Genomic DNA, 23918 nt, shown 5'->3' with positions numbered 1-23918 from the left:
AAGCTTTACCTCAAGCGACCATTTATAACATTCATTCAGCCTGATAGAGCAATAAAAAATTAAATTCAGGAACAAATATGTAGCATGCTACGTTTCTTGCTTAACTTTGCAAAAATTGAGCGATGGAAAACGACTTTCTGATAGAAATGGGCTACCCCGGATTAACCGGAAGGCTGAAGCGCCTAAGCGACCTTTTTGTTTATCAAACTAAGGAATTTTATAAGGAATTCGGGGTAGATATTGAGCCTAATTGGCACATGATCTTTATGCTATTACAAAAGCATGAATCCCTCACTGTAATGGATATGGCCGCTATGCTGCACCTTAGCCACCCTTCTATTATTCGCATGGTAAACAAAATGAAGAAGAATGGTTACATCGACTCCGTTCAGGATGAGACGGACAACAGAAAGTTCTATTTACAGCTTACGGACAAAGCCAAACGCCAACTTCCTAAGCTGGATGCATATTGGCAAGCCGGCAACAAAGCATTGGAAGAATTACTAGAAAGTAACACTGCACTATTGGAACAACTCACAATAGTGGAAAAGAACATATCAACAGAAAATTTTAAAGAAAGGATGGTTAAACTTCTTAACGACTGAAACAAAACATGAAATTATGGGTAGACATTTCGGGCTGGCTGGGATCATTTATGGTTGTCCTGTCCTACGCACTAACCTTATCAAAGGGAAGAGATTTTAGTGCGTTTTGCAGCTATTTAAACCTTACAGGGGCAATTCTCATTGCCATTAACTGTCTATTTTACATGGTATTGCCCTCCTTTGTAACCAACGTTATTTGGAGCAGCATTGCCCTAGTTTCTATTTACAGGGCCAACAAACATTTCTTTAAAAGAAAAAAGAAAGCCAATCGATATAAGAAGGTAACCAAGAAACTTATTTAACCCCTCCTGAGCCTGTTCTATTGGACAGGCTCTTTCCTGCCACCCTGCATTTTCCCCACTCGAAATAAAAAGCAAGAAACACGAGCAGATCGCAGCCCACTTTTCAAACCGTTTTACAGTCATAAATACTTAGGTAAGGGATAACCGCACCGCTTAAAGCAAACCGTTTTGCCAACTTTGCATAAGTGCGTAATTGCTTTCGAAACAACAATCCTATCGATCATGCGAATGACAACTAAATTCATGTGCCTGGCACTGATACTCTTAGCGAGTTTCGGCTTGAATGCACAAGAACAAGACACTACTAAAACTGATAAAAAGAAGAAAAAAGACCTACCGCTCGAAGCAGCCAGAACCTTTGACTTCGACTTAACGGAAGGCTCATGGATTTCACTAGATGTCAGCCCTGATGGAAAGACAATTGTATTCGACTTTTTGGGCGACTTGTACACTATACCGATAAGTGGTGGCGATGCCGTCAAACTTACAGAAGGCATGCAATTCGATTCTCAACCACGCTTTAGCCCTGATGGCTCCAAAGTAATCTTTATCTCTGATGAGTCCGGAGGTGAAAACGTATGGACAGTTGAACTTGAAAGCAAAGAGACCAAGCAAATTACAAAAGGCAATGCCAATGCTTACCAGTCGCCAGAGTGGGTTCCAGATGGCAAATACATGATTGCCTCTAAGCAAGCCCGTGGCTCGCACAAAATCTGGCTTTACCATGTTGATGGTGGTTCAGGAACTGCTTTAGTGGATGAGCCAAGCAGCCTTAGAATGCTAGAAGGCGCTTTTGGCCAAGACGAACGCTATGTTTGGTTCTCTCGAAGAAATGGTTCATGGACATACAACGCCCCAATGCCGCAGTACCAAATTGGCAAATACGACCGCGTAACCGGTGAAATACTTACACAAACCTCTCGCTATGGATCGGCATTTCGCCCTACCCCAAGCAGCGATGGCAAATGGTTGGTTTATGGTACGCGCCACGATGACCAAACGGGGCTTATCCTAAGAGACTTGGCCACAGGTGACGAAAGTTGGTTGGCCTACCCTATTCAACACGATGATCAGGAATCTCGTGCATCGCGCGATGTTCTACCTGGCTTCTCTTGGACTCCAGACAATCAACACATTGTAATTTCGTATGGTGGAAAAATCCATAAGATCAATGTAAATACTAAGGCGGCCGAGGAAATTCCTTTTCGCGTAAATTCCTCTATCGAACTTGGACCATTACTTGAGTTCGACTACCCAATTTCTGACGATGAAGAGTTTGTGGTAACGCAAATCAGAGACATTGCACCATCACCAAATGGTAAGCAAATGGTGTTTACTGCATTGAACGAGGTGTACATAATGGATTTACCAAATGGTGAGCCAAAGAAACTAGTTGATTTGGAAGAAACCCAAGCAGAGCCTGTATGGTCACCAAATGGCGAGTGGATCGCTTTTGTAACTTGGGAAGCTGATGGCGGAAAACTTTACAAAATCCGTCCGAATGGCAGAAACCTTACACAACTCAATCAAGAGCCGGGAGTTTATCAAAACCCTGTTTGGAACAATGAGGGAACCAAAATTGTAGCCATTAAAGGCCAGCCAGAAGATTTCCGTAGTGCATTGCAACGTACTGCTTTTAGAGGCACCAGCGACCTTGTTTGGATTGACGCTAACGGTTCTGGTAATAACTTCATCACTTTTACCAATGGCCGTAGCAATCCTCACTTCGTAAAAGGATCAGACCGTATTTACCTTTCAGGTTTTAGAGGCTTAACCTCCATTCGTTGGGATGGTACTGACGAGCAAAATCATTTGGAAGTACGCGGCAAATCATCTGCCGGTGGCGGAAGTGGCGCCAGAGCTTCTTTCTATGAAATGGCACCAGAAGGCGACCAAGCTTTGGTGGGCGTGGTGAACGACTTGTTTGTGGTTACTGTTCCTCAAGTTAGCGATGAGGCGCCAAGCATTTCGGTTGCTAATCCAGACAGAGCCGCCTTTCCTGCCAAACAATTGACTGACATTGGTGGGCAATTCCCTGCTTGGGCTTGGGACGCCTCACAAATTCATTGGGCAATTGGCAATGCGCATGTAGTTTACAACTTTCAAGATGCTAAGGACTTTGCCGCAGCTAAAGCAGCTGCTAAGGATGAAGAAAAAGCAGAAGGTGAAGAAAAGACAGACGAACCTAAGGACTACGAGCCTGTAGAAAGTCGCATTGAAGTAAAGGCGAAAAGAGATACACCAAAAGGCACTATTCTGCTTAAAAATGCCCGTTTGCTTACAATGAAAAACAATGAGGTATTAGAGAATACAGACATTCTAATCGAAAACAGCCGTATTGTAAAAATTGGGAAGAACTTAGAAGCAGGTAGAAAAGCCACTGTAATGGACATGACCGGAAAGACCATTCTACCGGGCTTTGTTGATACACACTCGCACTTCAGGCATCCGGTTAACTTGCACCGAGGCGAATTCTGGCCATATCTTACAAACTTGGCTTTTGGTGTAACAGCTACTCGCGACCCGCAAACGGCCACAACTGATGTATTGACTTACGGTGATTTAGTAATTGCAGGTAAGCTTATTGGCCCACGCATTTACTCTACTGGCCCAGGTATTTTCAGCAGTGAAAATGTGAGCAGTCAAGAGCACGCACGAAAAGTAATGAAACGCTACAGTGCTTACTACGACACCAAAACCATAAAAATGTATGGTGCCGGGAATCGCCAACAACGTCAATGGATTATTCAGGCGGCCAAAGAACAGCAGATCATGCCAACAACTGAAGGTGGACTGGACTTTAAAGCCAACCTTACACAAATGATTGATGGCTATCCTGGCCAAGAGCACTCCTTCCCTATTTTCCCGCTTTACAAAGATGTGATTGACATGGTAGCTTTCTCTAAATCGGCTTATACGCCTACCCTTTTAGTGGCATATGGTGGCCCATGGACGGAGAATTACTACTACGCCACAGAAAGACCACATGACGACCCGAAGTTGAATCATTTTATGCCTCACTGGAATTTGGACTCACGTTCAAGAAGAAGGAATGCAGGGTGGTTTATGGAAGAAGAATATGTTTTTGTGGAGCAATCGAGCATTGCCAACGATATTCTTAAAGCTGGTGGCCGTGTAGGTGTTGGTAGCCACGGACAGTTACAAGGCCTAGGTTACCACTGGGAACTTTGGGCGGTTCAGTCTGGCGGAATGACCGAATACGATGCATTGAGAAGTGCCACAATTTTGGGTGCCGAAGCCATTGGTTTGGATACCGATTTGGGTAGTTTGGAAGTTGGCAAACTTGCTGATATCCTAATTCTAAACTCTAACCCGCTCGACAATATCAAGAACTCCAAAGACATCAGTCATGTGATGTTCAACGGCAGACTTTATGAAGCGAATACGCTTAATGAAGTTTACCCTGAGCAAAAAACACTGCCTAAACTTTGGTGGCAAGATGCCGTACCTAAAAATGTACCGGGCGTTAAAAAATAGCAAGCCATAGCTTATAGCATAAAAGACACCTCTCGATTTGGGAGGTGTTTTTTTATACCTATAAATGCTCACGTTAAGCGCTAAAGTGGTTACCTTACTAAACCAACTCCACTGATCTTTTGGCCTTATAATTGCCTAGCTACCAAGAAAAAGTGATCAAATGAAACACGCACTCATTCTCCTCTTAAGCCTTATTCCCATAATTACTTTAGCGCAGGCAGATCAAATTAATTCAGCTATATCAAAGCAGGGTGAAGCGTTTTTAAAACATAAAGACATCACCTCTGTTTCGATAGGCGTTTATAAAAACGGACAGACTTATACGCAACATTTTGGATCGCTGGTTAAAGGGCAAGATGTAGCGCCAACCGACCAAACTATTTATGAAATAGGATCGGTGAGTAAAACCATGACCGGTTATTTAGTGGCCAAAGCAGTAATTGACAATAAACTCAATTTAAGCGATGAGGTGACTCAATACTTACCTGCCGGTTATGATAACTTGGCATTTAATGAAAAGCCAATTACCATTCAGCATTTACTTACACACACCAGTGGTTTACCCATGTTTTTACCCGAAGATGTGAACGGACTTTTTGAGAGCCTTTCGCCCGATGTGCCTCAAAAATACCTCGAAATTGAAAAGCACTATTCCAAAGCCAAGTTCCTTAAAGACCTTGAAAGCGTTCCACTAAAACAAGCACCAGGCAATGAATATGCCTATTCCAATGTTGGCGCAGAACTTCTAGGCTATATTTTAGAAACCATTTATGGACAGAATTTAGATAAGCTTTTGCAAGAGGCCTTTCTGAGTAGACTAACGATGAGGAACACTGGCATTCAGCTAAGCACTGAACAGAAGAATTTGGCCAAAGGTTATTGGATGAATAATGAGCAGCAATCTCCCAATCAACTGAATACACTATGGGGAACTGCTGGTGGCGTTAAAACCAATATGGAAGACTTGCTAAAATACATGGCCTTACAATTGAACAGCGAAAACCCTATAGTGTCCGAATCGCACAGGGAACTATTTGCGAGAGGAAAAACAGCCCAAGTAGCTTATTTCTGGAATGTTTGGACAGACAAGTATGGTACATCATACAATCATCATGGAGGCACCAGTGGCACACAAAACTGGCTCTACATTTTCCCAAAATACAAACTGGGCATTTCCATAATAACCAACAACAGTGGCCCTAAAACACCCACACTGCTTAATAAAACGGTTAAGAAGCTTCTTAAGGAAATAGTAAAAGATTAACCAATAGGTTGACAACACCTTAAGAACCATTAAACGATTTTTTTGTAAATTATTCTCATAAATGTCCCCGTCAAGGCTTTCATCACGTCATAAAAGCGAAACCAAAAGACACTAAAGTTAATCATTATGAGAATCAGACTATTTACCCTATTGATTGGTCTTGGTATGAGTGCAAGTTCATTTGCTCAGTCTCCTATGACCAAAGAAGAAAGAGCCTTCGCCATAAAATATATGGACGAAGCGACCAAAGGTGTTGAGCAAACTACTAAAGGGCTGAGCGCGGAGCAATTAGCATATAAACCAGACGCTAATACTTGGTCTGTAGAAGAATGTCTAAAGCATATGGCCATTTCTGAAGAAACGATTTGGACTGGATTTGTAACCACTGCTTTGCAAACTGCACCAGACCCTTCTAAAAGAGCAGAGGTACAAGTGGAAGATAGGATGCTTTTAGGCATGATAGAAAGCCGACAACAAAAAGTACAAACTCAAGCTCCTTTTGAGCCAACAAATAAACCAGAAGACTTTAAAACAGTAATGAAGGAGTTTAAGAGCCTCCGAGCTGAGCATGCAAAATGGATGAAGAACACCGATGATGACCTTCGTAATCGATATGCGCAAACTCCAGTTGGTACTATTGACGCTTATCAGGCGGTATTATTTATAAGCGGTCATGTTAAGCGTCATACTAACCAAATGAAAGAAGTGATTGCCAGTCCTGGTTTCCCGAAACAATAAGCATTAATTCAAACAACAGAGAGCCCACCAATAATGGCGGGCTTTTTTATGTTCTATTAATTCTACTGAGAAAGAAATTTAAAAGTCACGACCGGTAGTAGTTCAAAAACTCCTTACCGCTTCAAAAGCCCCTTTTGAAGTTTAGGGCTGTCGGCCTTATTACGCATTAGGTAGAAGCCGAGTAGTACTGAAATGATACCGAAAATAGCTCCAAAGAAGATGTCACGACCAAAGTGTTGTAATATGTAAACCCGTGATATTCCTACCAAAATGGTAGCCACAAGAATGAGCACCTGTGTCCACTTATTTTTACAGATCATTATTAGAAAAAAGCCCAAGGTAAAGGCGGATGCCGTATGCCCTGAAGGAAAACTATCAAAGCCTCTTACAACTACCCCTTCTACAAAATTGAGTTGATCCAAAGAGTCAGCAAAAAAAGTTTTAGGCCGTGGCTCACCTGCATAAAGCCACTGCTTAAAAATATGCACAAACACTGTCTGAAAGCCAATGGCAATTAGAAAAGCGAAGAACCTATAATAGTTGATGAAAAGCATTATGAGCGCCACTACACCAAGCATTACCCCATCGCCAAGATAGGTCCAGTATTTAAAGAAAACATCCCAAAATGGTGTATGATATTCGTTTACCAACAGCACAAAGTCACCATGATTGGACATCATTAGGTAAACTCCAAAAGCAAAAAGGTAAACTGCCGTAAATAACTGAACGATGAAATAAACGTGTGGCTTCGACTGCATCAGGCAAACTTAAACTGCATATACTTAATCTCTACACCTTTCTCTAGGTATTTCTTCTCAAAAGTGGTTTTAATCCCGAACGTATACTCTTGCAAATCGGAGTTATATAGGTCGAAAGTAAACTTCAGATCTTTAATATCTTTTCGCTCTTGAAGTGTCTCCAAAGTGTATTCAAACAGCGCTGTGTTGTCTGTTTTAAAGTTGACAATCCCTTCAGGCTTTAAAAGCTTCTTGTACATTTCAAGAAAGCGTGGGCTTGTAAGCCTGCGTTTAATGTCACGCTTTTTTGGTCTGGGATCAGGAAAAGTTATCCAGAACTCAGACACTTCGTCCTCATCGAAAAACGTATCAATTTGCTGAATTTGAGCACGTAAAAAAGCAACGGTATCAATCCCCTTTTCTATGGCTTCAGTACTTCCTACCCAAAGCCTGTCGCCTTTTACATCAACCCCTATAAAGTTGTTTTGTGGAAATCGCTCCGCTAGCCCAACGCTGTACTCCCCTTTGCCACAGCCTAGTTCTACAATCAACGGCAAGTCATTCTTAAAATGCGCCTTATTCCAGTTCCCCTTAAGCTTATCGAAATTCGGTTTGTCGTCTTGTAGTATGTTTTCTCTCTCAAGGTTTTCTGCAAACCTTTTCAACTTAGATCTCCCCATTTATAAATTCTCAATTTCAGCTACCACAAAGGTGCTTCCTCCCACAAATATCACATCTTCTGGTTTAGCCAATGTGTTCGCCCAATCTATCGCTTCATTTACATCACTAATGTACTCAGCTCCTAAACCATGCTCGTTTACTACAGCTTTTAGCTCATCAAGCGGAAAAGCCCTAGGTATTTTAGCCTGACAAAAGATCAAATAAGCATTCTGAGGTAGCATTGATAGTATTTCTGATACCTTCTTTTCTTTAACAAAGCCCAATACCATAAACAACCGACCACTACTTAGCCCTTCTAAAGCAGGAACTATATATTCAAACGCCTCTTTATTATGACCTGTATCACAGATGGTTAAAGGTTTGTCATTTAACTTTTGCCAACGCCCTTTAAAGTTGGTTAGCTTAACTACATTTTTAAGCCCTTCTTTGGACTTATCCCGGTCGAGTGGCCAGTTAAGCAAATTCTTCAGAACAAATACAGCCGACATGGCAGTAGTAAGGTTGGCCTTTTGATATGGATTGCCAAGGTCAGTTTCCCATAGTTCGGTCAACACTTCTTGATAGGCCTGAGAGAAGAAAATATCCGAGCCTTGATCTATGGCCGTGGCTCTAAAAACATGATCCGTTTCAGGGTGAGACTCTCCCACTACAACCGGAACTCCTGGCTTAATAATGCCTGCTTTTTCTCGAGCAATAGCTTCTCTTGTATCGCCCAACATATCCATATGGTCGAAACCAATATTGGTAATGATGGAGATTTCTGGCGTAATAACATTGGTTGAATCCAAGCGACCTCCTAGGCCCGTCTCTATAATGGCAATATCTACTGCTTCTTCGGCAAAATGCTGAAAGGCCAACCCAACTGTCATTTCGAAGAATGAAGGCTTTAACTCATCGATAAAGTCACGGTTCTTCATTACAAATCCCACAACCTTTTCTTCAGGCATCATTTCTCCGTTTATCTTAATTCTTTCTCTGAAGTCTTTAAGATGTGGAGAGGTATAAAGCCCCACTTTATAGCCATTGGCTTGAAAAACAGCCGCCAACATATGTGAAGTACTGCCCTTTCCGTTGGTTCCGGCTACATGTATGCTCTTGAACTTCTGCTCTGGATTACCCAGCTGCTTACACAATGCCTTAGTATTGGAAAGGTCTTTTTTAAATGCCGGTTTGCCTACCTTCTGATACATAGGTAACGCACTGTAAAGAAAGTCCAATACTTCTGAATAGTTCATAATGCGAAATTAATGGTAATCGGATAAATGTAATTCAAACTTGGCTTTAAAGTTTTTTAGGAGCAGTGTACGTGTGTTTAGCCTGAGTCACGTCATTAGGGTGAAGGTTAACAAAATACTCAAATGAAAAAGCAAACACTATTACTCATCGCATTATTTACATTGTCCATTTCATCGTGCGATTTGGATGGAATTAGTCCTAGCGGACCAGTTGTAACTGAAACCTACACCTTAGGTGACTTTGAAAAAGTAAATATTGGCTTACCAGCAAAAGTGACACTGGTGCAGGTAACCGAAAACCCTGAAGTGGTAATTGAAGCGCACGAAAACCTATTTAATGTAATCAAAGTGAATATTCACGGCAATGAATTGAAGCTCGGTACACGTTCAAACATTAACAGTTCTGGTATTATCAACATCACCATTTATACCACAGCCCTTAGCTCGCTGAGCTTCACAGGGTCTGGTTCATTACAAACCGAAAACTGTTTTGAAGCTGAAGAATTGAAAGTGGTACTTTCAGGCTCAGGCGACCTTAGTCTTTGTGGTACATTTTCAAATTTGGAAGTTTATGCCACAGGTTCTGGCAACCTAAACGCTAATGAAGTAAGTGCGGGAAGCATTAACGCAACTATTACGGGTTCTTCTGATATTCAATTCAATGGCACTTCAGATATGCTAGATGTAGCCATAAGTGGCTCTGGAAGTTTTAGCGGATTTGGTTTAACTAGTAAGGAAGTTAATGCGACTTTAACCGGTTCTGGCAACATATCTGCCTATGCAGAAACTAAACTTACGGTAAGATTAACAGGATCTGGAGATATTAGCTATAAAGGAAATCCGCAGGTAAACACACGCGTAACAGGCTCAGGTAAAATAATAAAGACCAACTGATTAGTTGGTCTTTATTATAAAGGTCACTTCTCCTTTAGATATAGCTGCAGGTGATTTACTTGGATCGAGCTGAATAAATGAAAGCTCCATTACCTGCTTTCTATAAAACTCTACAATTGTCTTATCACTAATTGAACCTCCAGGAAGTTCTGAAACGCTCAACACTTTACCTCTATCATCAACCTCTATAGCGAACTTAATAACACCATCTACTTGTGAGTCGTCTTTTTCGGCTGGCGGTCTTTGCCACTTCCAGCCATCTAAACTATAACTTACACCTAAATCGGCACCGCCTGGGCTTTTGCCCTTGGTTTCCTTTTTGCCTTCAGGATCACCAGCGTTACCTTTTTTGTCAGGGTCGTCTCCCTGATTGTTAGAGGCTGGGTTTGTAGTATTGTTATTCGTTTTCTTACCTCCCATAATCGCCCGCTGATCAACTGTTTTCGGTTTTTCAACTGGCTTCTCCTCTACTTTTTTCTCTTCTACGGGTTTTGCTTCCTCCTTCTTCTCTTCAACCGGCTTAACCTCTTCCTTTTTAGGTTGCTCTTCCACCTTTACCTCAGCCTTTTCGGGCGTAGTAACTGGCTTTTCAATTACCTCTTCGGTTTTTACTGGTTCAGGCTCGGTTTCTTCAACTGGCGGAGTTACCTCTTCTACAGGTTCAGTAACTTCTTCAATTACTTCCTCAGGAGTTTCTTCTACTATCTCCTCTACCTCTTCGGTTTCCACCTCGCTATCAGGCGCTTCTTCCTCTACGGTATCTTCAATCTTTGCTTCGGCCTCTCGTTCGGTATTGCCACCGCCAACGTCTTGCTGACCAAAGTTAATTTCGATGCCGTATTCAGGAATTGGCGGATCGGGTTCTTTCCAAGCCACCAAAAAGAAGAATATAAGCAAAAGCGAACCATGAACGATGATCGACATCGTCATGCTAAATCGCTTATCTTTTTGCTCTTGGTTTGACATTACTCTGGGTTTGTCACTAAAATCGTCTTCTGCTTTAATTTGGCTGCTATGCCACCTACTCTGGCAAAATCGCCAGTAGGAACCGACTTGTCAATATTCAAGCTCAATGTTCCCTCGCTGTCACCTACTAAAGCACGCAATTCTCGTTCCAAATTATTGAGCGAGACCTCTTTGTCGTTTAGGTAATACTTAAGATCGGCCGTAATGGTAAGGCTGTTCTTTTGCATTTGCAGACTAGAACTGGCCGCTGTTGGCAAGTTTACCGGCAAACCAGAAGGTGTAATGAAAGAAGCCGTAAGCATAAAGAAGATCAATAACAGAAACACGATGTCCGTCATTGACGACATGCTGAAATTAGATTCTACTTTATGTTTCGATTTAATATCCATTACTGCGGTTCTTGTAGTAAGTCAATAAAATCAATAGAAGTATATTCCATGTAGTGAATAGCCTTCTGCACTTTAGAAACGAGGTAATTGTAACCTAAGTATGCAATAATACCTACAACCAAGCCGGCTGCAGTGGTAATCATTGCTTCGTAAATACCTGTTGAAAGTAGTTTTGGGCTTACAGAACCTTCTTCTTGCGCAATGGCAATAAAGGCCTGAATCATACCCGAAACCGTACCAAGGAAGCCAATCATTGGCGCAGCACCCGAAATAGTGGCTAACAACGATAGGTTCTTTTCTAGTTTATAAACCTCAATTTTACCCACGTTTTCAATAGAAGCCTCAATGGTTTTGAGTGGGCTACCTATTCGGTTAATTCCCTTCTCAATCATTTTGGCAATTGGACTATCGGTTTGAGAGCAGAGTAACTTGGCGCCATTAACATCGCCATTGGCTACCAGCTCCTTTATTTTCTCCATAAACTCGAAAGGTGTTTTTGCTGCACGATTAAGGTTTCTTAAACGCTCAAAGAAAATGTAAATGGCCATTACCCACAGAATAACCAAGGGTACTAACCAAAATCCACCTTTTAACAATAAATCAAAAAAAGACAAAATGCCTTCACCACCTGCATCAATCGCTGTGGTATCTGCAGGGGTGCTTAAATCTTGAAAGAATAGCATATTAATATTTAACAACCCAGATTTCTTCTCCAAACTCTTGAACCAGCTCAGCCTTTTCAGCTTCGGCAGCATTGGCAGAACCTTGCGGCTCTACACCTACCCTATGAAACTTAAAGTTACCAGATGGTGCAAGTAAAAAGGCGCTTCTACCAGATGCTACAATGGTATTGGCTTTATCTTCGGCCAAGTCTGCATCGTAGAAACTACCAATAACAACATAGAAACGTCCGTCAGGTGCCGAAATTGTATGGAGTTCTGCAGTTGGTTGAGGTGCAGGTTCTGGCTCCGGTTCTGGTTGTCGTTCCGGCTCTTGCTGCACAGGCTGTTCAACCTTTTTTGGCTGTGGTTTTGGCTCTTCTTTTTTATTGAAAACCAAGAAATAAAGCAGTACGGCAGCAATTAAAAGGATCAACACAATCCATAACCACAATAGTCCGCCTTTCTTCTCTTCTTCTTTTTCTTCTTTCACTTCTTCTGTTTTTTCAGGAGTCTCAGTTGCTTCAATTGGTGCCTCTTCAACCACAGGAGTAACCACGCTGTCTTCCGAAGAACTTTCAAAGGCGACAGGTGCCGCTTCTTTTTCTTCTTCCGGTGCTGGCTCTTCCACTTTTGGCTGCTCAGGCTCAGAGGTTTCTATCTCCTCTACTTCTTCAGCAGGGGTGATTTCTTCATCCAACTCAATATCATCTAAACCAAAATCGTCATCAACATTGGTTTCTTCTTGAGTAGGTTCCTCTTTCTTCTCTTCTTTTTTGGTTACCTGTTTTTTTCTGGTACCACCACCCCTTTTGCGGGCAGGCGTCTTTTTGTTCTCATCTTCCTTAGAAGAATCGCTTTTCTTTTTTGCAGCCATAAATCGTTAAGGTTGAAAATTGTTCTGTCAAATTAACAAATTATCGACACTATACTAAAATGCGGAAATGTACGGCTAGAATGATACAGAAAGGCCTCCCAGCACTTGTATACCTCTTGTTGGATAATTAAGGTAACGCTGGTATTCTTTCCCGAACAGGTTGTTGAATTGTAAAAATACACCAAATCGTTGACTTATGTCGTATCTGGCGCCCAAATTCAGGTCAAAAATATCATCAAGGTTATAGGCCTCATCTGTTTCTCCGTTCAAAGCATTCAAACCACCTAGGTAATACAAGTCGGCTGTAACTACCAGTTTTTCAACCGGGAAGAAGCTATTGTTAAACGCTACTTTATAGTCTGGTTTGTGCCAAGCCTCTGCTAAAGTGGCCAATGAATAATTGAAGAAATCGAAACGTAATGAAGAACGCACCATGCCCGGATTCTCAAAGTTAATCGCACCAAACACGTTCAAACGATCGGTTGTGCCGCCATCAAACAGGGTTTCGAACTTGGTAGAGTCTGTTTGTGCGTTGGTTAAGAAAGGCATATTGTTAAGCGCAGCTATTGAAAAACCCGACTTCAATTGCAGCCTGTCCGTCAAATCCATTTCTATTCCACCAAAAATATCGCTTTTCTTTTCCGTATTCCTCAATTCAAAATCCGACATCATAAAAGGATTCTCTTTCAGAATAGACTCCATCGTGTTCATTTCCACGCTTCCCTCGTAACCTACATAGGCCAAAAGCCCAGAGTTTACTTTATAAGATGCTTTTACTGCAGGATAAAGCTTTACGCCTTCTCCAGTGTCATCATTATCTCCTGCAATATTGAACCCAGCCTCTAAACCAATTGCATCAGTTGTGTACACCAAACGCGGCATAATATTCACATAGTTTCGGCTAAAGTCTGTCTCATCAACCTGCTTACGCTTCGAGAGGGTTCCTAGCAAGTCAACATCGAATTTAAACTCATCAGTAAAGTTGTATTCAAAGCCAGTATCGAAGAAGAACTTACTCTCACGGGACTCAAAAAGGTCTTTCATAAAACCCCAATCAGTTTTAAAATGGTAGTCGTACTTATTGTGACTAACCGTTCTTCTTACATCCAGTATGGCAGAGAACTTATTGAATATTTGCTCGATATCTTCAGGATTGTAATCCAGCACAGGGTTATAACCATAGAAGTGCACGTTTCTGCGCTGATACAATAAAGAGCCAGAAATAGTATTGGTACCATCGTAGAACTTCGCACTAACAGCAGCTTCTGTACTACCATTACCCGAGTTCTCATCAGCCACAGGCCCTTTTTGCGAAGAATAATGCCTTACATAAAAGTTATAGAGGTAATTTCTCCTTCTCTTAGAACCTATGTAAGCTTCTACATAAGGGGTAACGTAATTTCCAAAACCGGCCTTTATATAGTTGCTCTTAAGTTCTTTAAAGCCAGTTTCTCCGGCATATTGCACTGCCTGAAAAGTGGGCATAAACGGATCGAGCTCGAAATTGTATCGCTTAAACTCAAAGCGTTGCGAGCTTTCACCAGTCGACTTTGGCAGCTGCGGTATCTTTTCAAAGTTACGTGTGGCCGGTGGCAGAACAATCTTTCTATCCTTACGGATAACAATCTCAGCTTCTTCTATCTGCTGTTGACCTTGTTGCCCCTGCTGGCCTGTTTGAGCCTGTAAACTCGTTAGAGCGAACAAGCCGAATGCGGTAAGTGTCAATAACCTTTTCATTACTCGTTCCCTCCTTTTATTTGTGTAGTATCTGCAACTTCTTGTTGCTTTTGCATTTCTTCTAACCTTTCAATTTCCACCAGTTTGGCTTTGGCCTGTGTCACCACATCTTCCACTTCGGAATATTCGATAATACTATTTACTGTTGCTTTGGCCTGGAATAGCTCATTCAGCGCAATGTAATTATCCGCTATTAATAGGAAGGCTTTTCCTAACCATTGGTCATAGCCAGAATACTTATCGTTAAAGTCGAAAAGCGTGTTTAGCGACTGCTGATATTGGGTTTGCTTGTAGAAAATCTCCCCTAGCAAGTATTGTGCTTCTGCCCCATACACATCGGTAGAGGTGTTTACCGTGGTCAACAGCTCGTCAATTGCTCCTTGGAAATTCCCCTCGGCAATGGATGCTTTAGCTAAATACAACTGCGCTTTGTTGGTTGCATCGGCAGACACGTTGCCCTTCTCGATAATGTTGTTTGCGTAAACACGCATCTTCTCAAAATCGCTTAGCTTAAAGTAAGCTTCCAACAAACCTGCCCAAGCATCGTTTTCTTGGCGTTTGCTTCGCGAAATAGACTCTAGCTTTGTGAAGTAATTAGCCGCTTCGGTAAAGTCACCTTTTCTTAATTGCAACTGACCAATGCGCTGGAACACCACATCCATATCGTTGATTTGCGACTCTCTGTCCAGTTCGTAGTACAAAGCAAGTGCTTGATCTACCTGGTTAAGTCTGAACATTGATTCGGCACGATAGAATTTAGCCTGATGCCTTAGTGGGCTTTCAGGATAATTGCGCTCGTAGGCGGCAAAAGCACCAATGGCTGCTTCGTATTCCTGACTAAAGTAGAGGTTTTTGGCAGACTCCAGTTCAATGTTCTCAAGTGCCTCGTTTTCAGGGTTTGCGCTTTTATATTTGCTCAAGTACTGATCGAATTCTAAAACCTTTTCATTCAATTTCAATGTATTCTGCAAACCAAGCAAAGCACTATTTGCTACGCGACTGGTCACATAATTATCCAGAATGGTTTTATAATCAGCCTCTGCTCTATCCAATTCCTTTAAGTTGAAATAGGCCAAAGCTCTGCTCTCATAAGCATAAGGAATGAAAAGGCTCTGTTTCTGATTTTCTATTATTCTGGTAAAACCAACAATCGACTCACGATAGTCTTTATTCTCAAGCTGAATTTGTGCCTTCTTATAAATGGCATCGTCATAATAGATAGAGTTTGAGTAGCGATTGATTACCACTTCTAACTCTTTTATGGCCTCTTCGCTGCGCTCTTGAAAGTCTCTCACCACACCCTTTTGAAAGTATGCATAATCAACATTCGGGTTGTTGTTCTGAATAGCCCGATCGTAATAAGCAATGGCCGTAGCATACTCTTTATCTACATAATAACAGTCTGCTAATCTGAGAATTGCATCGTCATAGTTCATGCGATTCTGAGCTGACTCTAAAACATCAACATAACGCTTAAAGTAGATGCGCGCATTCTGATAGTCCCTTGTATTATAGTACGCATAACCCAATCCATAATTGGCTTTGGTGTAGTACTCCGACTCTCGATTTCTGGTTTGGAACACGCGCTGATAAGCCTGCTTCGCTCTATCATATTGGCGCATGGTTGCCAGTGCTTCGGCCTTCCAGAAAAGCGATGCCGTTTGAATGTCTCTGTCCGTTGTGTAGGTCAAAGATTTGTCGAAAAGCTTAACCGCCTGATCGTACTGACCAGCATTGAAATGCTCTGTTCCTTTAAAGAAGGTAACTTTTTGATAGGCTTCTTTTACCCTTGGCGTTTTGTTTTCAATGCGCTCAATAAAGGTAATCGCACGAGAAAAGTCATTGGTATTTAAAAAGGCTTCTGAAAGTAGGTTGTTCGCCTCAGGAATGTAAGGTGAATTAGGAAACTGCCCAATAAAACGATCGAGCGAGGTAATGGCTACCGAGTACTTTTGTGTGCTGTAATTTACTTTGGCAAAGTTGAAGCTTGCCTCTTCCTGTATTTCTTTGTTGTAAGGCAATTTGCTGGCTTGGTCGAATGCAGAAGCAGCAAATAGGAAGTTTTGATCTTGTACATATAGCTGACCCAAATAGTAAGAGGCATACTGCGAAAGCGTATCTTCTTGCAATGCCACACGCTTAAAGTTCTCAATAGCTTCTCGATTATCGCCCACTGCATAATGCGAGTAGCCTATTCTGTATAGGGTTTGGTCAGAAATAGTTTCGCCCGCAGTTTGACGGTACAAGCCATAAAAATCAATGGCATCATCGTAACGTTGCAAAGCAAAAGCCGACTCTGCTGCCATTTGGTACAACTGATACAAATAATCGGTTCGTGTAAGCTCTAGCTGAACATCCTTAAACTTGTTTACATAGCTCAACACTTCGCCATAACGGCCTTGCTGAAAATAAGCACCAGTGAGCATTACAGGAATGCGGTATTTATACTTATTGCTCTCTCCTGCCCTTTTCAGGTCAACAATGGCCTTATCATAGTTCTTTTCATAATAGGCCAAGTACCCCGAGTAGTAATTAGCCTCTGCATAGTATTCGCTATTTTCTCTTTTGGCCAGGTCAAAGTATTCTACCGCCTCTTGCGTACTACCTAAGTAATAAGCACTATAAGCAATCTTAAAGTAAGCTTCCGCTACTTCTTGCTCATTCAGGGCACTAAACTTGGCTTTTTTAAGGTAGCTGCCGGCATTGGTATAGTCGGCCGACTTAAAGGCGATAATCCCCAACTGATAGTAAGCCTTGGCGGCCTTCGGGTTATTAGGGTGCTTGTCCACAAACTTGGCGATCAAGTCGGGGCCATCGGCATTATCTAAATTCAAGGCGCAGAATGCTACGTAGTATTCGGCCTCGGTCATTTTTACTTTATCGGTGCCACTGTCCAGGAATCGCTCAAACTGCTCTCTGGCAGCACTGTACTTTTGCTTGTCAAGCAGTTCTAAACCGAACCTAAAAAGGCGGTTTTCATCTTCTTGCTGAAAAGTATTTTGAGCTACTAATGACCCTAGCGCAGTGAACAAAATAGCAATCGAAAAAATGTATTTCTTCATCTGGTGTTTGGTTCACTTAAATGGTAAACTCCTTTTGCATTTAAATATTGTTTGGCTTTGTTGATCAATGCATCAACTTAAAAACCATTTCTTTTAACAAGTCTTCTTGCGACATACTGCCCGACTCAACTCCCTTAGATTTTAGGTCGGCATCGCGTAAAACGGCAATGCACTGAATCACCTTCCCGAGAGAATAGCGATTGGCAGCCATCTTATATTCTTTCACCACAAAGGGTGGTAATTTTAGCGCTCTGGCTAAGCCACCATCACTTTTGTCTTTAGTTCCATGCACCAACAACAACTTGCTGTAGTACGAAAAAAGTACGGCAATGGTAGGTATTATTGGGTTGGCTTTAATGTTGGCCGCAAAGTAATTCACAATCTGATTTGCCTTGAGCACATTACCCTGACTAATGGCTTTTTGTAATTCAAAAACATTGTAGTCTTTATTAATGCCCACATATTTTTGAATAAGCTGAGGTGTAATTTCCTCTCCTTTTTTCAGGTTGATGGTAATCTTGCTTATCTCGTTACTTAATCGCTCCAGGTTATTACCTAGGTATTCGGTAAGCAACTGCACCGACTCATAACCAATTGCAATGCCCTTGCCTTTTACGTATTGCTCAATCCATCCTGGCACTTCGTGCTCGCGCAGTTTGGCGGTGGTAATAAGTGTGGCATGCTTGCTAAGCGCTTTAGAAAGTGGCTTTCTTCCGTCTACTTTTTTGTGTTTGTGGCCAAAGACCAAAACAGTAGAAGGCACTGGCTTTTCCAAATAGTCCATCAGTAGCTTTTGCCCTTCTTCCTTATTTATGTCCTGAATGTCTTTGGCTTCTTTTACAATTACCACTTGACGTTCGGCCATCATCGGAAATCTGCGGGCATTCGTAATTACCTGCGCCATGGTTACATCCTTACCATACATAATGGTTTGGTTAAAACCCTTTTCGGCTTCAGGAATACAATTATCCTCAATAAAATCAACGATTTGATCGATATAGAAAGGTTCTTCGCCCTGCAGAAAATACACGGACTGGTACTTTCCGGACTTAATTTCTCGCAAGACCTGATCTGGATGTAAACTCATAGGACTTGTGGTCAAATATACGTACTCCAATCAATTTTCAATTCAGTTAGATAAAGACTTTTTTGACCTATTATATTTGCGGCAGCATGACGGATTTAGTGAAAGAATTGATCGCCAAAGGAATAGCTGCCTGCAGCGATGCGAAGTTTGAAGAAGGAGTAAAATATTTTGATCAGGCATTGGCCAATGATGTGGCTAATATTGAAGCTTTGTACAATCGAGGCCGCGCACTTTCGAGGGTTGGAAGGCTTGAAGATGCCCTCTCCGATTTCGAGCAACTTGTAAAAATTCAGCCCCAAAACCCAAGCTTTATTGGCGATTACGCAGTGGCGCTACACCTGAACAATCAGAACGATGCAGCCGAGGCTCAATTCGAAATGGCTTTAAAGCTGGAACCGAAAAACCCTTACCGATACTCCTCAAGGGCGTTTTTCAAAGATAGAATTGGTGATTTGGAAGGTGCCATTGCCGATTACGACCAAGCCATTGCCCTTGACCCAGAAGATGCCATAGCACTAAACAACAGGGGAATTATTGAAGAGAAGTTGGGTAGAAAGGAAAAAGCCAACCAAAGCTTTGACAAAAGCAATGAACTTATCGGTTATAAGCCAGAGCAAAACCAAGAGGCTCAGCCCGATACAACTCTCCCACCAATAGCAGCTGAAGAAAAACCACTTACAAGAGCTACCATAATCAAATCAATTTTCACCAAAGAAGGCTTTAAGGACTTTGTAACCTTTAGCACTAACCTTTTAAAGAAAAACAAAAAATAGGCTTTCATACTGTCGGGTGAGTTTCTAATTTGAGTGAGAAATTAGTTTTTGCCTTAAAAAAACTAACGGAGTTTAGCCTCAACCCTAAAGGGTGATAGAACTTGCCTTATCACCCTTTAGGGTTGGGGGAATGAACTAAAAACCATAAAGAAATAGCATTAGGAAAGCCAAAATAACTGTGTTTGGCAAAAAGACTGAATAAGTCGCCTAACCTTATTCTTAGATGAACAAATAGAGATTCCGGATATTTTTCTTTCTTGAAAAAATAGAAAGAAAAATTCTGGAATAACGAAGCGAAAACCACTCAAAAACCAAAAAGACAAGCCTATGAAAACACGTATTTGCGCACTGCTATTAATAATTAGTAGTATGAGCTGTGCCAACGCACAGAACGACAAAGAAAACCAGATTAAAGCTGCACTATTGGCCGCTCCGGCTGAGGCCAGAGCTGGTGCTCATGTATATGGTTACAACGAACAAGGCGAAATGATTACCCTTCGCGAAGGCACCAATAACTTTATTGTTCGGGCCGATAACCCAAATCAAGATGGGTTTGAAGTAGTTTGCTACCCAAAAGATGTGGAGCCGTTTATGGCACGCGGTCGCGAATTGCGCGCTGAAGGTAAAAACCACGGAGAGGTGCTACAAATTAGAGAGCAAGAGATGATGGAGGGCAAGCTTCAGAAACCCAACTATGGTTCTACCCTAAACATTTACTTTGGGCTTGAAGCCAAGTACAACCAAGAAACCGATGCGCTTGAGGGCGGACATTTTAGGTATGTGGTGTATACCCCACTAGCCACTCCGGAAACCACTGGTTTGCCATCAAAGCCAAACGCCAAAGGACATCCGTGGATCATGTTTCCTGGTAAGTACCGCGCACATATTATGATTACACCTATTAAGGAGGAAAACTAATTAAGCGTACTATAAAAAGAATTTGATGACACACATAATTAAAAGATGTTTGCACGATTACCCCTCAAAGTACACGAGTGATCTATAGCGTTTGGGATGATAGAGATTTACTTATCTCCTCCCAAATCCCATTTCAAAAAAGGAAATTCGCTGCAAGCAATTGTTAGAATTGATTTAGAATAATATTACCAGAGCTCAACTTCAAATATTTTTCAACCATCTTAAACAATCATTAAAATGACCAAAAAATCGAAAGGACCTGGTGCGTTTATTAGCCAGAAGAAAGCCATTCAGCAGATCAATGCTTTCTTCGACCATCAGGAAAAAGAGAACAAGAAGAATGGCACAAAGTGGAGCCCAAAAAAGGACTATTATGCTTTTGCTTTTGGCTTAGATAAAGTACAAGAGCTTATGGCCAAAATTGAGAAATACAATGCCAACAACCCAGACAACCCAATTGGTGGTATTAGGGTAGTTTCTGCCCGCAGCAACAAAGGTGTAGCCGTAGGACCAGATGTAGTAATTGTACCATACTTAGCAAAAACAGGCAAAAATTACATTCCAGTTGACCAACACCATGATGACGCTCCAGATACTGCCACCGCTACATTAATGAAAAGCAGCTTTGAAAATGACGGCACAGATGATGGCGAGGAAGATGACGATGATGGCATGTTACTGAATGGTTCATTACCATGCCCACCATATTGTAACGACCCTGACACTGACGATGAAGGCTGATTGTGGAGATATCTCTAATAGATATATTGGGATACACCAGTGTCTTTAGCGGATTGCCTGCCGTATTAATCGGCCTGTACCGTAGGTCGTTTAATACGGCAATTATTAAGTGGGCATTTTTTTATGTTTTGGGTTCATTGGTAATTGACGTAACAAGTAGCATGTTGAATACATTATTCAATTTGCACAATTTGATTACAATTAACTCGTGGCAGGTTATAAAGATTTTCACTGTTACAGCTTTCTATTATAGTTTGTCTAGTAAGAAATGGAACATACCATCCCTCACATTTGCTAGTGTTGTACTTATCACAATTCTTTTAGAAGGCTTTACAATAAAGCACTCATTCTATGGAAATATGTTGGGAACAATCATTGGCATAGGATTGGGCTTTCATTACTTCTATAATCTATATAAAAATGAAACAGAGATATTTATTGAGGACAGTGTAACCTTTTGGATCGCGTGTGCTTTCTTTTTTAATGGTACAGGATCATTCTTTTCCTACTTGTTGTCACAGCAGATTTTAACAGATAGAGCAACTTTCGAAGGCTGGGTGGTATTTGTAACCATTAATATTGCCACTAATTTTATTATTGCATTTGCATTATGGAAAGCGCCAGCATTAGGCAATAAATAAAGCATTTTATTTATTGGTTTTATTATTTCAATGGCGCTTGTGTTTTCACTCCAATTATTATTTTTATAAAAAAACACAATCAAACTATAAAAAGAGACAAACAATTTTTCAAAAGATTATCTGTACTGCTGTGTATCGCCCTTATTGCAACTGTGATAGCTTGCGAAAGTCGAACTACTGATGAAACCCCACTTGCGGTTAAAGCCAGCTCAAACGGATTTTTTAGTGAAGTATCTGCTGGACCAGGCGAGTTTATAAGTGAAAGGAAAGCTTATGAAAAACTACAGGCTTATTTTAATTACCGCGAAGAGCTAGAAGCAAAAAATGGTCTTAAATGGAACCCAGATGAAGAAGCATATGCATTTGGCTTTGGCATTGACAAATTAGAACAACTGGTGAATGCCATTAACGAATATAATAACTCTACCGATGACCCTATTGGCGGGGTTAGAATTTATATGGCGCGCAAAACAGATGGCTCTGCCACTGGTGAAAGAAACGATGTGTTCTTTATGCCTTATTTACAAAGCACCGGTGAGGATTTTTATGGCTCTACTAATTTAAATAAATCCGGTTTTGATGCTGAAATACTATCAGAAAGTGACAGCACTATTATTTTGAATAACTCTAAACCATGTCCACCATTCTGCCCCGAAGAAGGAGAAGGTTAGGTTTGTGAATTTAACTAATCCCTAGCTAATTTAACCCGTGAATTAATTCGGGTTTTATGGAAAGCGCCCAAAACTATAACCAAATAATATTGTATGGCGGTACTATGGCTATGTTGCTTATGGCAGCTAGTATCGCCATATTTATTTACCTGTACCAGCGTAAGCTCATTAAGAAAAAGCTGGAGTTTCAAGCAGTAAACGATCAGCTGAAAGAGCGCGAGTTAACCGCAGCTTATGACATAATGCAGGCGCAAGACGAAGAACGCAAACGCATAGCTGCCGATATTCACGATAACTTGGGCAGTATAATGGTCACACTAACCATGTATGCAGATTCGCTTACAAGTGATAGACCTGACAAGGAAAGGATTGCAGAAAAAATATCGGAAGTAGCCAACTTGGCTGCTAAAGAAACGCGCAAAGTTTCTCATCAATTACACTCTGGTGTGTTACAGCACTTCGGCCTAAAAAGCGCACTCACCGATTTAAAGGAAACCGTTGGTGGCACCAGTCAAGTGAATTTTAATTTAGACTACCCGCAAGACATCCCCATGTCTACCGAGTTGGCTATTAACCTTTACCGTGTGTGCCAAGAGTTGGTAAACAACAGCTTAAAACATAGCAAAGCAAAAACACTCAACTTTAAAGTTGAACAGGCTGACGAACAGCTTGTATTAGAATATTCTGATGATGGAATCGGTTTCGACCCCGAAAAAGTAAAAAAAGGCCTTGGTTTAAACGGAATTGAGACCAGAATACAACCCTATAATGGAAAATTAGCCATATCTTCACCTTCTAGAGGCTCTTTATTTAGAATACACATACCATATGGGGAACACATACAAGTTGTTACTAGCTGATGACCATCGCATTGTTTTAGATGGGCTAGAGTTTTTACTCTCTAGTGATCCTATTTTTGAGGTGGTTTGTACTGCAGAAAATGGTGCACAAGTAATTAACCTACTCAAACAGCACCAAGTAGATTTGGTAATCATGGACATTAACATGCCTGAAATGGATGGCATTACATGTGCCAAACAACTTAGAAAGGACTACCCTGAGCTGAAGATCATTATTCTTACGCAGTACTCTCAAAAAACATTCATTCAGGAAGTGGCCAAAATTGTAGATGGCTGTATGCTTAAGAATAATACAGGCAAGCAGTTAAGCACGGCCATTCATCGCATAATGAACAACGGAAAGCACTTTGATGATTTCCCTGAAGATGAACACACCTCTGAAGTTTTGGGCAAACGCGAGGTTGAGATTATTCAACTTTTGGCGGAAGGCCTTACTAGCGATGATATTGCCGAGAAATTGTTCATTTCTATACATACTGTAAAAACCCACCGCAAAAACATCCTACGCAAAACAGGCCAAAACAGTACGCCAGACCTAATTGCCTACGCTATCAATAATCAGTTGATTTAGTTAGAAATAGGG

At 41.3% G+C, this 23918-nt stretch carries 23 protein-coding genes; 13 read left to right on the top strand and 10 right to left on the bottom strand.

Annotation, left to right across the window (positions count from 1 at the left end; translation table 11 throughout):
• Positions 1 to 122: 122 nt before the first annotated feature.
• From BMW98_RS10185 to BMW98_RS10165, 5 genes are all read left to right on the top strand, one after another.
• Positions 123 to 605 carry a MarR family winged helix-turn-helix transcriptional regulator gene (locus BMW98_RS10185; RefSeq protein WP_090258483.1) on the top strand — a complete coding sequence of 161 codons (483 nt, stop codon included), beginning with the start codon at positions 123 to 125 and terminating at the stop codon, positions 603 to 605.
• An 8-nt stretch (positions 606 to 613) separates the two neighbouring features.
• Entirely contained in the window at positions 614 to 907 is a 294-nt protein-coding gene (locus BMW98_RS10180; protein ID WP_185116630.1) for a CBU_0592 family membrane protein, read from the top strand.
• Between the two features lie 228 nt (positions 908 to 1135).
• Positions 1136 to 4405 carry an amidohydrolase family protein gene (locus BMW98_RS10175; protein WP_090258482.1) on the top strand — a complete coding sequence of 1090 codons (3270 nt, stop codon included), beginning with the start codon at positions 1136 to 1138 and terminating at the stop codon, positions 4403 to 4405.
• 160 nt (positions 4406 to 4565) lie between these two features.
• Positions 4566 to 5669, top strand: a complete 1104-nt coding sequence (locus tag BMW98_RS10170) for a serine hydrolase domain-containing protein (protein WP_090258481.1) — start codon at positions 4566 to 4568, stop codon at positions 5667 to 5669.
• A gap of 126 nt (positions 5670 to 5795) precedes the next feature.
• Positions 5796 to 6407 (top strand): DinB family protein, encoded by a 612-nt coding sequence (locus BMW98_RS10165; protein ID WP_090258480.1) that lies wholly within the window; start codon positions 5796 to 5798, stop codon positions 6405 to 6407.
• A 113-nt stretch (positions 6408 to 6520) separates the two neighbouring features.
• Here the strand turns inward: BMW98_RS10165 and BMW98_RS10160 are convergent, their stop codons facing one another.
• Genes BMW98_RS10160 through BMW98_RS10150 form a run of 3 tightly spaced genes read right to left on the bottom strand, consistent with a single transcriptional unit; the run spans position 6521 to position 9060 of the window.
• On the bottom strand, positions 6521 to 7165 hold the full coding sequence (locus BMW98_RS10160; protein WP_090258479.1) for a phosphatase PAP2 family protein: 645 nt from the start codon (positions 7163 to 7165) through the stop codon (positions 6521 to 6523).
• The gene (gene trmB, locus BMW98_RS10155; RefSeq protein ID WP_090258478.1) at positions 7165 to 7824 is read right to left on the bottom strand and encodes a tRNA (guanosine(46)-N7)-methyltransferase TrmB; all 660 of its coding nucleotides are present in this window, start codon (positions 7822 to 7824) and stop codon (positions 7165 to 7167) included. The genes BMW98_RS10160 and trmB overlap by 1 nt, the downstream gene beginning before the upstream one ends.
• Entirely contained in the window at positions 7825 to 9060 is a 1236-nt protein-coding gene (locus BMW98_RS10150; RefSeq protein ID WP_090258477.1) for a bifunctional folylpolyglutamate synthase/dihydrofolate synthase, read from the bottom strand.
• A gap of 123 nt (positions 9061 to 9183) precedes the next feature.
• Between BMW98_RS10150 and BMW98_RS10145 the strand changes: the two genes are divergently transcribed.
• The gene (locus tag BMW98_RS10145) at positions 9184 to 9954 is read left to right on the top strand and encodes a head GIN domain-containing protein (protein WP_090258476.1); all 771 of its coding nucleotides are present in this window, start codon (positions 9184 to 9186) and stop codon (positions 9952 to 9954) included.
• On the opposite strand, the gene BMW98_RS10140 is transcribed toward BMW98_RS10145, so the two are convergent.
• The 7 genes from BMW98_RS10140 to holA all read right to left on the bottom strand — a co-directional run bounded on the left by BMW98_RS10140 (position 9955) and on the right by holA (position 18731).
• Positions 9955 to 10920, bottom strand: a complete 966-nt coding sequence (locus BMW98_RS10140) for a hypothetical protein (protein ID WP_090258475.1) — start codon at positions 10918 to 10920, stop codon at positions 9955 to 9957.
• On the bottom strand, positions 10920 to 11309 hold the full coding sequence (locus tag BMW98_RS10135; RefSeq protein ID WP_090258474.1) for an ExbD/TolR family protein: 390 nt from the start codon (positions 11307 to 11309) through the stop codon (positions 10920 to 10922). The genes BMW98_RS10140 and BMW98_RS10135 overlap by 1 nt, the downstream gene beginning before the upstream one ends.
• Positions 11309 to 11992, bottom strand: coding sequence for a MotA/TolQ/ExbB proton channel family protein (locus BMW98_RS10130; protein WP_090258473.1), 684 nt, complete (start codon positions 11990 to 11992; stop codon positions 11309 to 11311). The genes BMW98_RS10135 and BMW98_RS10130 overlap by 1 nt, the downstream gene beginning before the upstream one ends.
• A gap of 1 nt (position 11993) precedes the next feature.
• The gene (locus BMW98_RS10125) at positions 11994 to 12845 is read right to left on the bottom strand and encodes a hypothetical protein (protein ID WP_090258472.1); all 852 of its coding nucleotides are present in this window, start codon (positions 12843 to 12845) and stop codon (positions 11994 to 11996) included.
• A gap of 75 nt (positions 12846 to 12920) precedes the next feature.
• Complete coding sequence (locus BMW98_RS10120) at positions 12921 to 14582, bottom strand: porin family protein (RefSeq protein WP_090258471.1); 1662 nt, start codon at positions 14580 to 14582, stop codon at positions 12921 to 12923.
• Positions 14582 to 17644: a tetratricopeptide repeat protein gene (locus tag BMW98_RS10115; protein WP_090258470.1), complete on the bottom strand. Its 3063-nt coding sequence runs from the start codon at positions 17642 to 17644 to the stop codon at positions 14582 to 14584. Before BMW98_RS10115 ends, BMW98_RS10120 begins: the two co-directional genes overlap by 1 nt.
• Before the next feature lie 64 nt (positions 17645 to 17708).
• Positions 17709 to 18731, bottom strand: a complete 1023-nt coding sequence (holA, locus tag BMW98_RS10110; protein ID WP_090258469.1) for a DNA polymerase III subunit delta — start codon at positions 18729 to 18731, stop codon at positions 17709 to 17711.
• A gap of 86 nt (positions 18732 to 18817) precedes the next feature.
• Between holA and BMW98_RS10105 the strand changes: the two genes are divergently transcribed.
• From BMW98_RS10105 to BMW98_RS10075, 7 genes are all read left to right on the top strand, one after another.
• Positions 18818 to 19504, top strand: coding sequence for a tetratricopeptide repeat protein (locus BMW98_RS10105; RefSeq protein ID WP_090258468.1), 687 nt, complete (start codon positions 18818 to 18820; stop codon positions 19502 to 19504).
• 327 nt (positions 19505 to 19831) lie between these two features.
• Positions 19832 to 20422: a hypothetical protein gene (locus tag BMW98_RS10100; protein WP_090258467.1), complete on the top strand. Its 591-nt coding sequence runs from the start codon at positions 19832 to 19834 to the stop codon at positions 20420 to 20422.
• A 237-nt stretch (positions 20423 to 20659) separates the two neighbouring features.
• The gene (locus tag BMW98_RS10095; protein ID WP_090258466.1) at positions 20660 to 21163 is read left to right on the top strand and encodes a hypothetical protein; all 504 of its coding nucleotides are present in this window, start codon (positions 20660 to 20662) and stop codon (positions 21161 to 21163) included.
• 2 nt (positions 21164 to 21165) lie between these two features.
• Entirely contained in the window at positions 21166 to 21804 is a 639-nt protein-coding gene (locus tag BMW98_RS10090) for a hypothetical protein (RefSeq protein WP_147407718.1), read from the top strand.
• Positions 21805 to 21956: 152 nt separating this feature from the next.
• Positions 21957 to 22475: a hypothetical protein gene (locus tag BMW98_RS10085; protein ID WP_090258464.1), complete on the top strand. Its 519-nt coding sequence runs from the start codon at positions 21957 to 21959 to the stop codon at positions 22473 to 22475.
• Between the two features lie 56 nt (positions 22476 to 22531).
• On the top strand, positions 22532 to 23335 hold the full coding sequence (locus BMW98_RS10080; RefSeq protein WP_090258463.1) for a sensor histidine kinase: 804 nt from the start codon (positions 22532 to 22534) through the stop codon (positions 23333 to 23335).
• The gene (locus BMW98_RS10075; RefSeq protein WP_090258462.1) at positions 23304 to 23906 is read left to right on the top strand and encodes a response regulator transcription factor; all 603 of its coding nucleotides are present in this window, start codon (positions 23304 to 23306) and stop codon (positions 23904 to 23906) included. Before BMW98_RS10080 ends, BMW98_RS10075 begins: the two co-directional genes overlap by 32 nt.
• Positions 23907 to 23918: the final 12 nt, after the last annotated feature.

The sequence above is a fragment of the Roseivirga pacifica genome (genome assembly GCF_900111145.1).
Classification (GTDB): Bacteria; Bacteroidota; Bacteroidia; order Cytophagales; family Cyclobacteriaceae; genus Roseivirga; species Roseivirga pacifica.
This window is presented reverse-complemented; position numbering and strand designations above follow the sequence as displayed.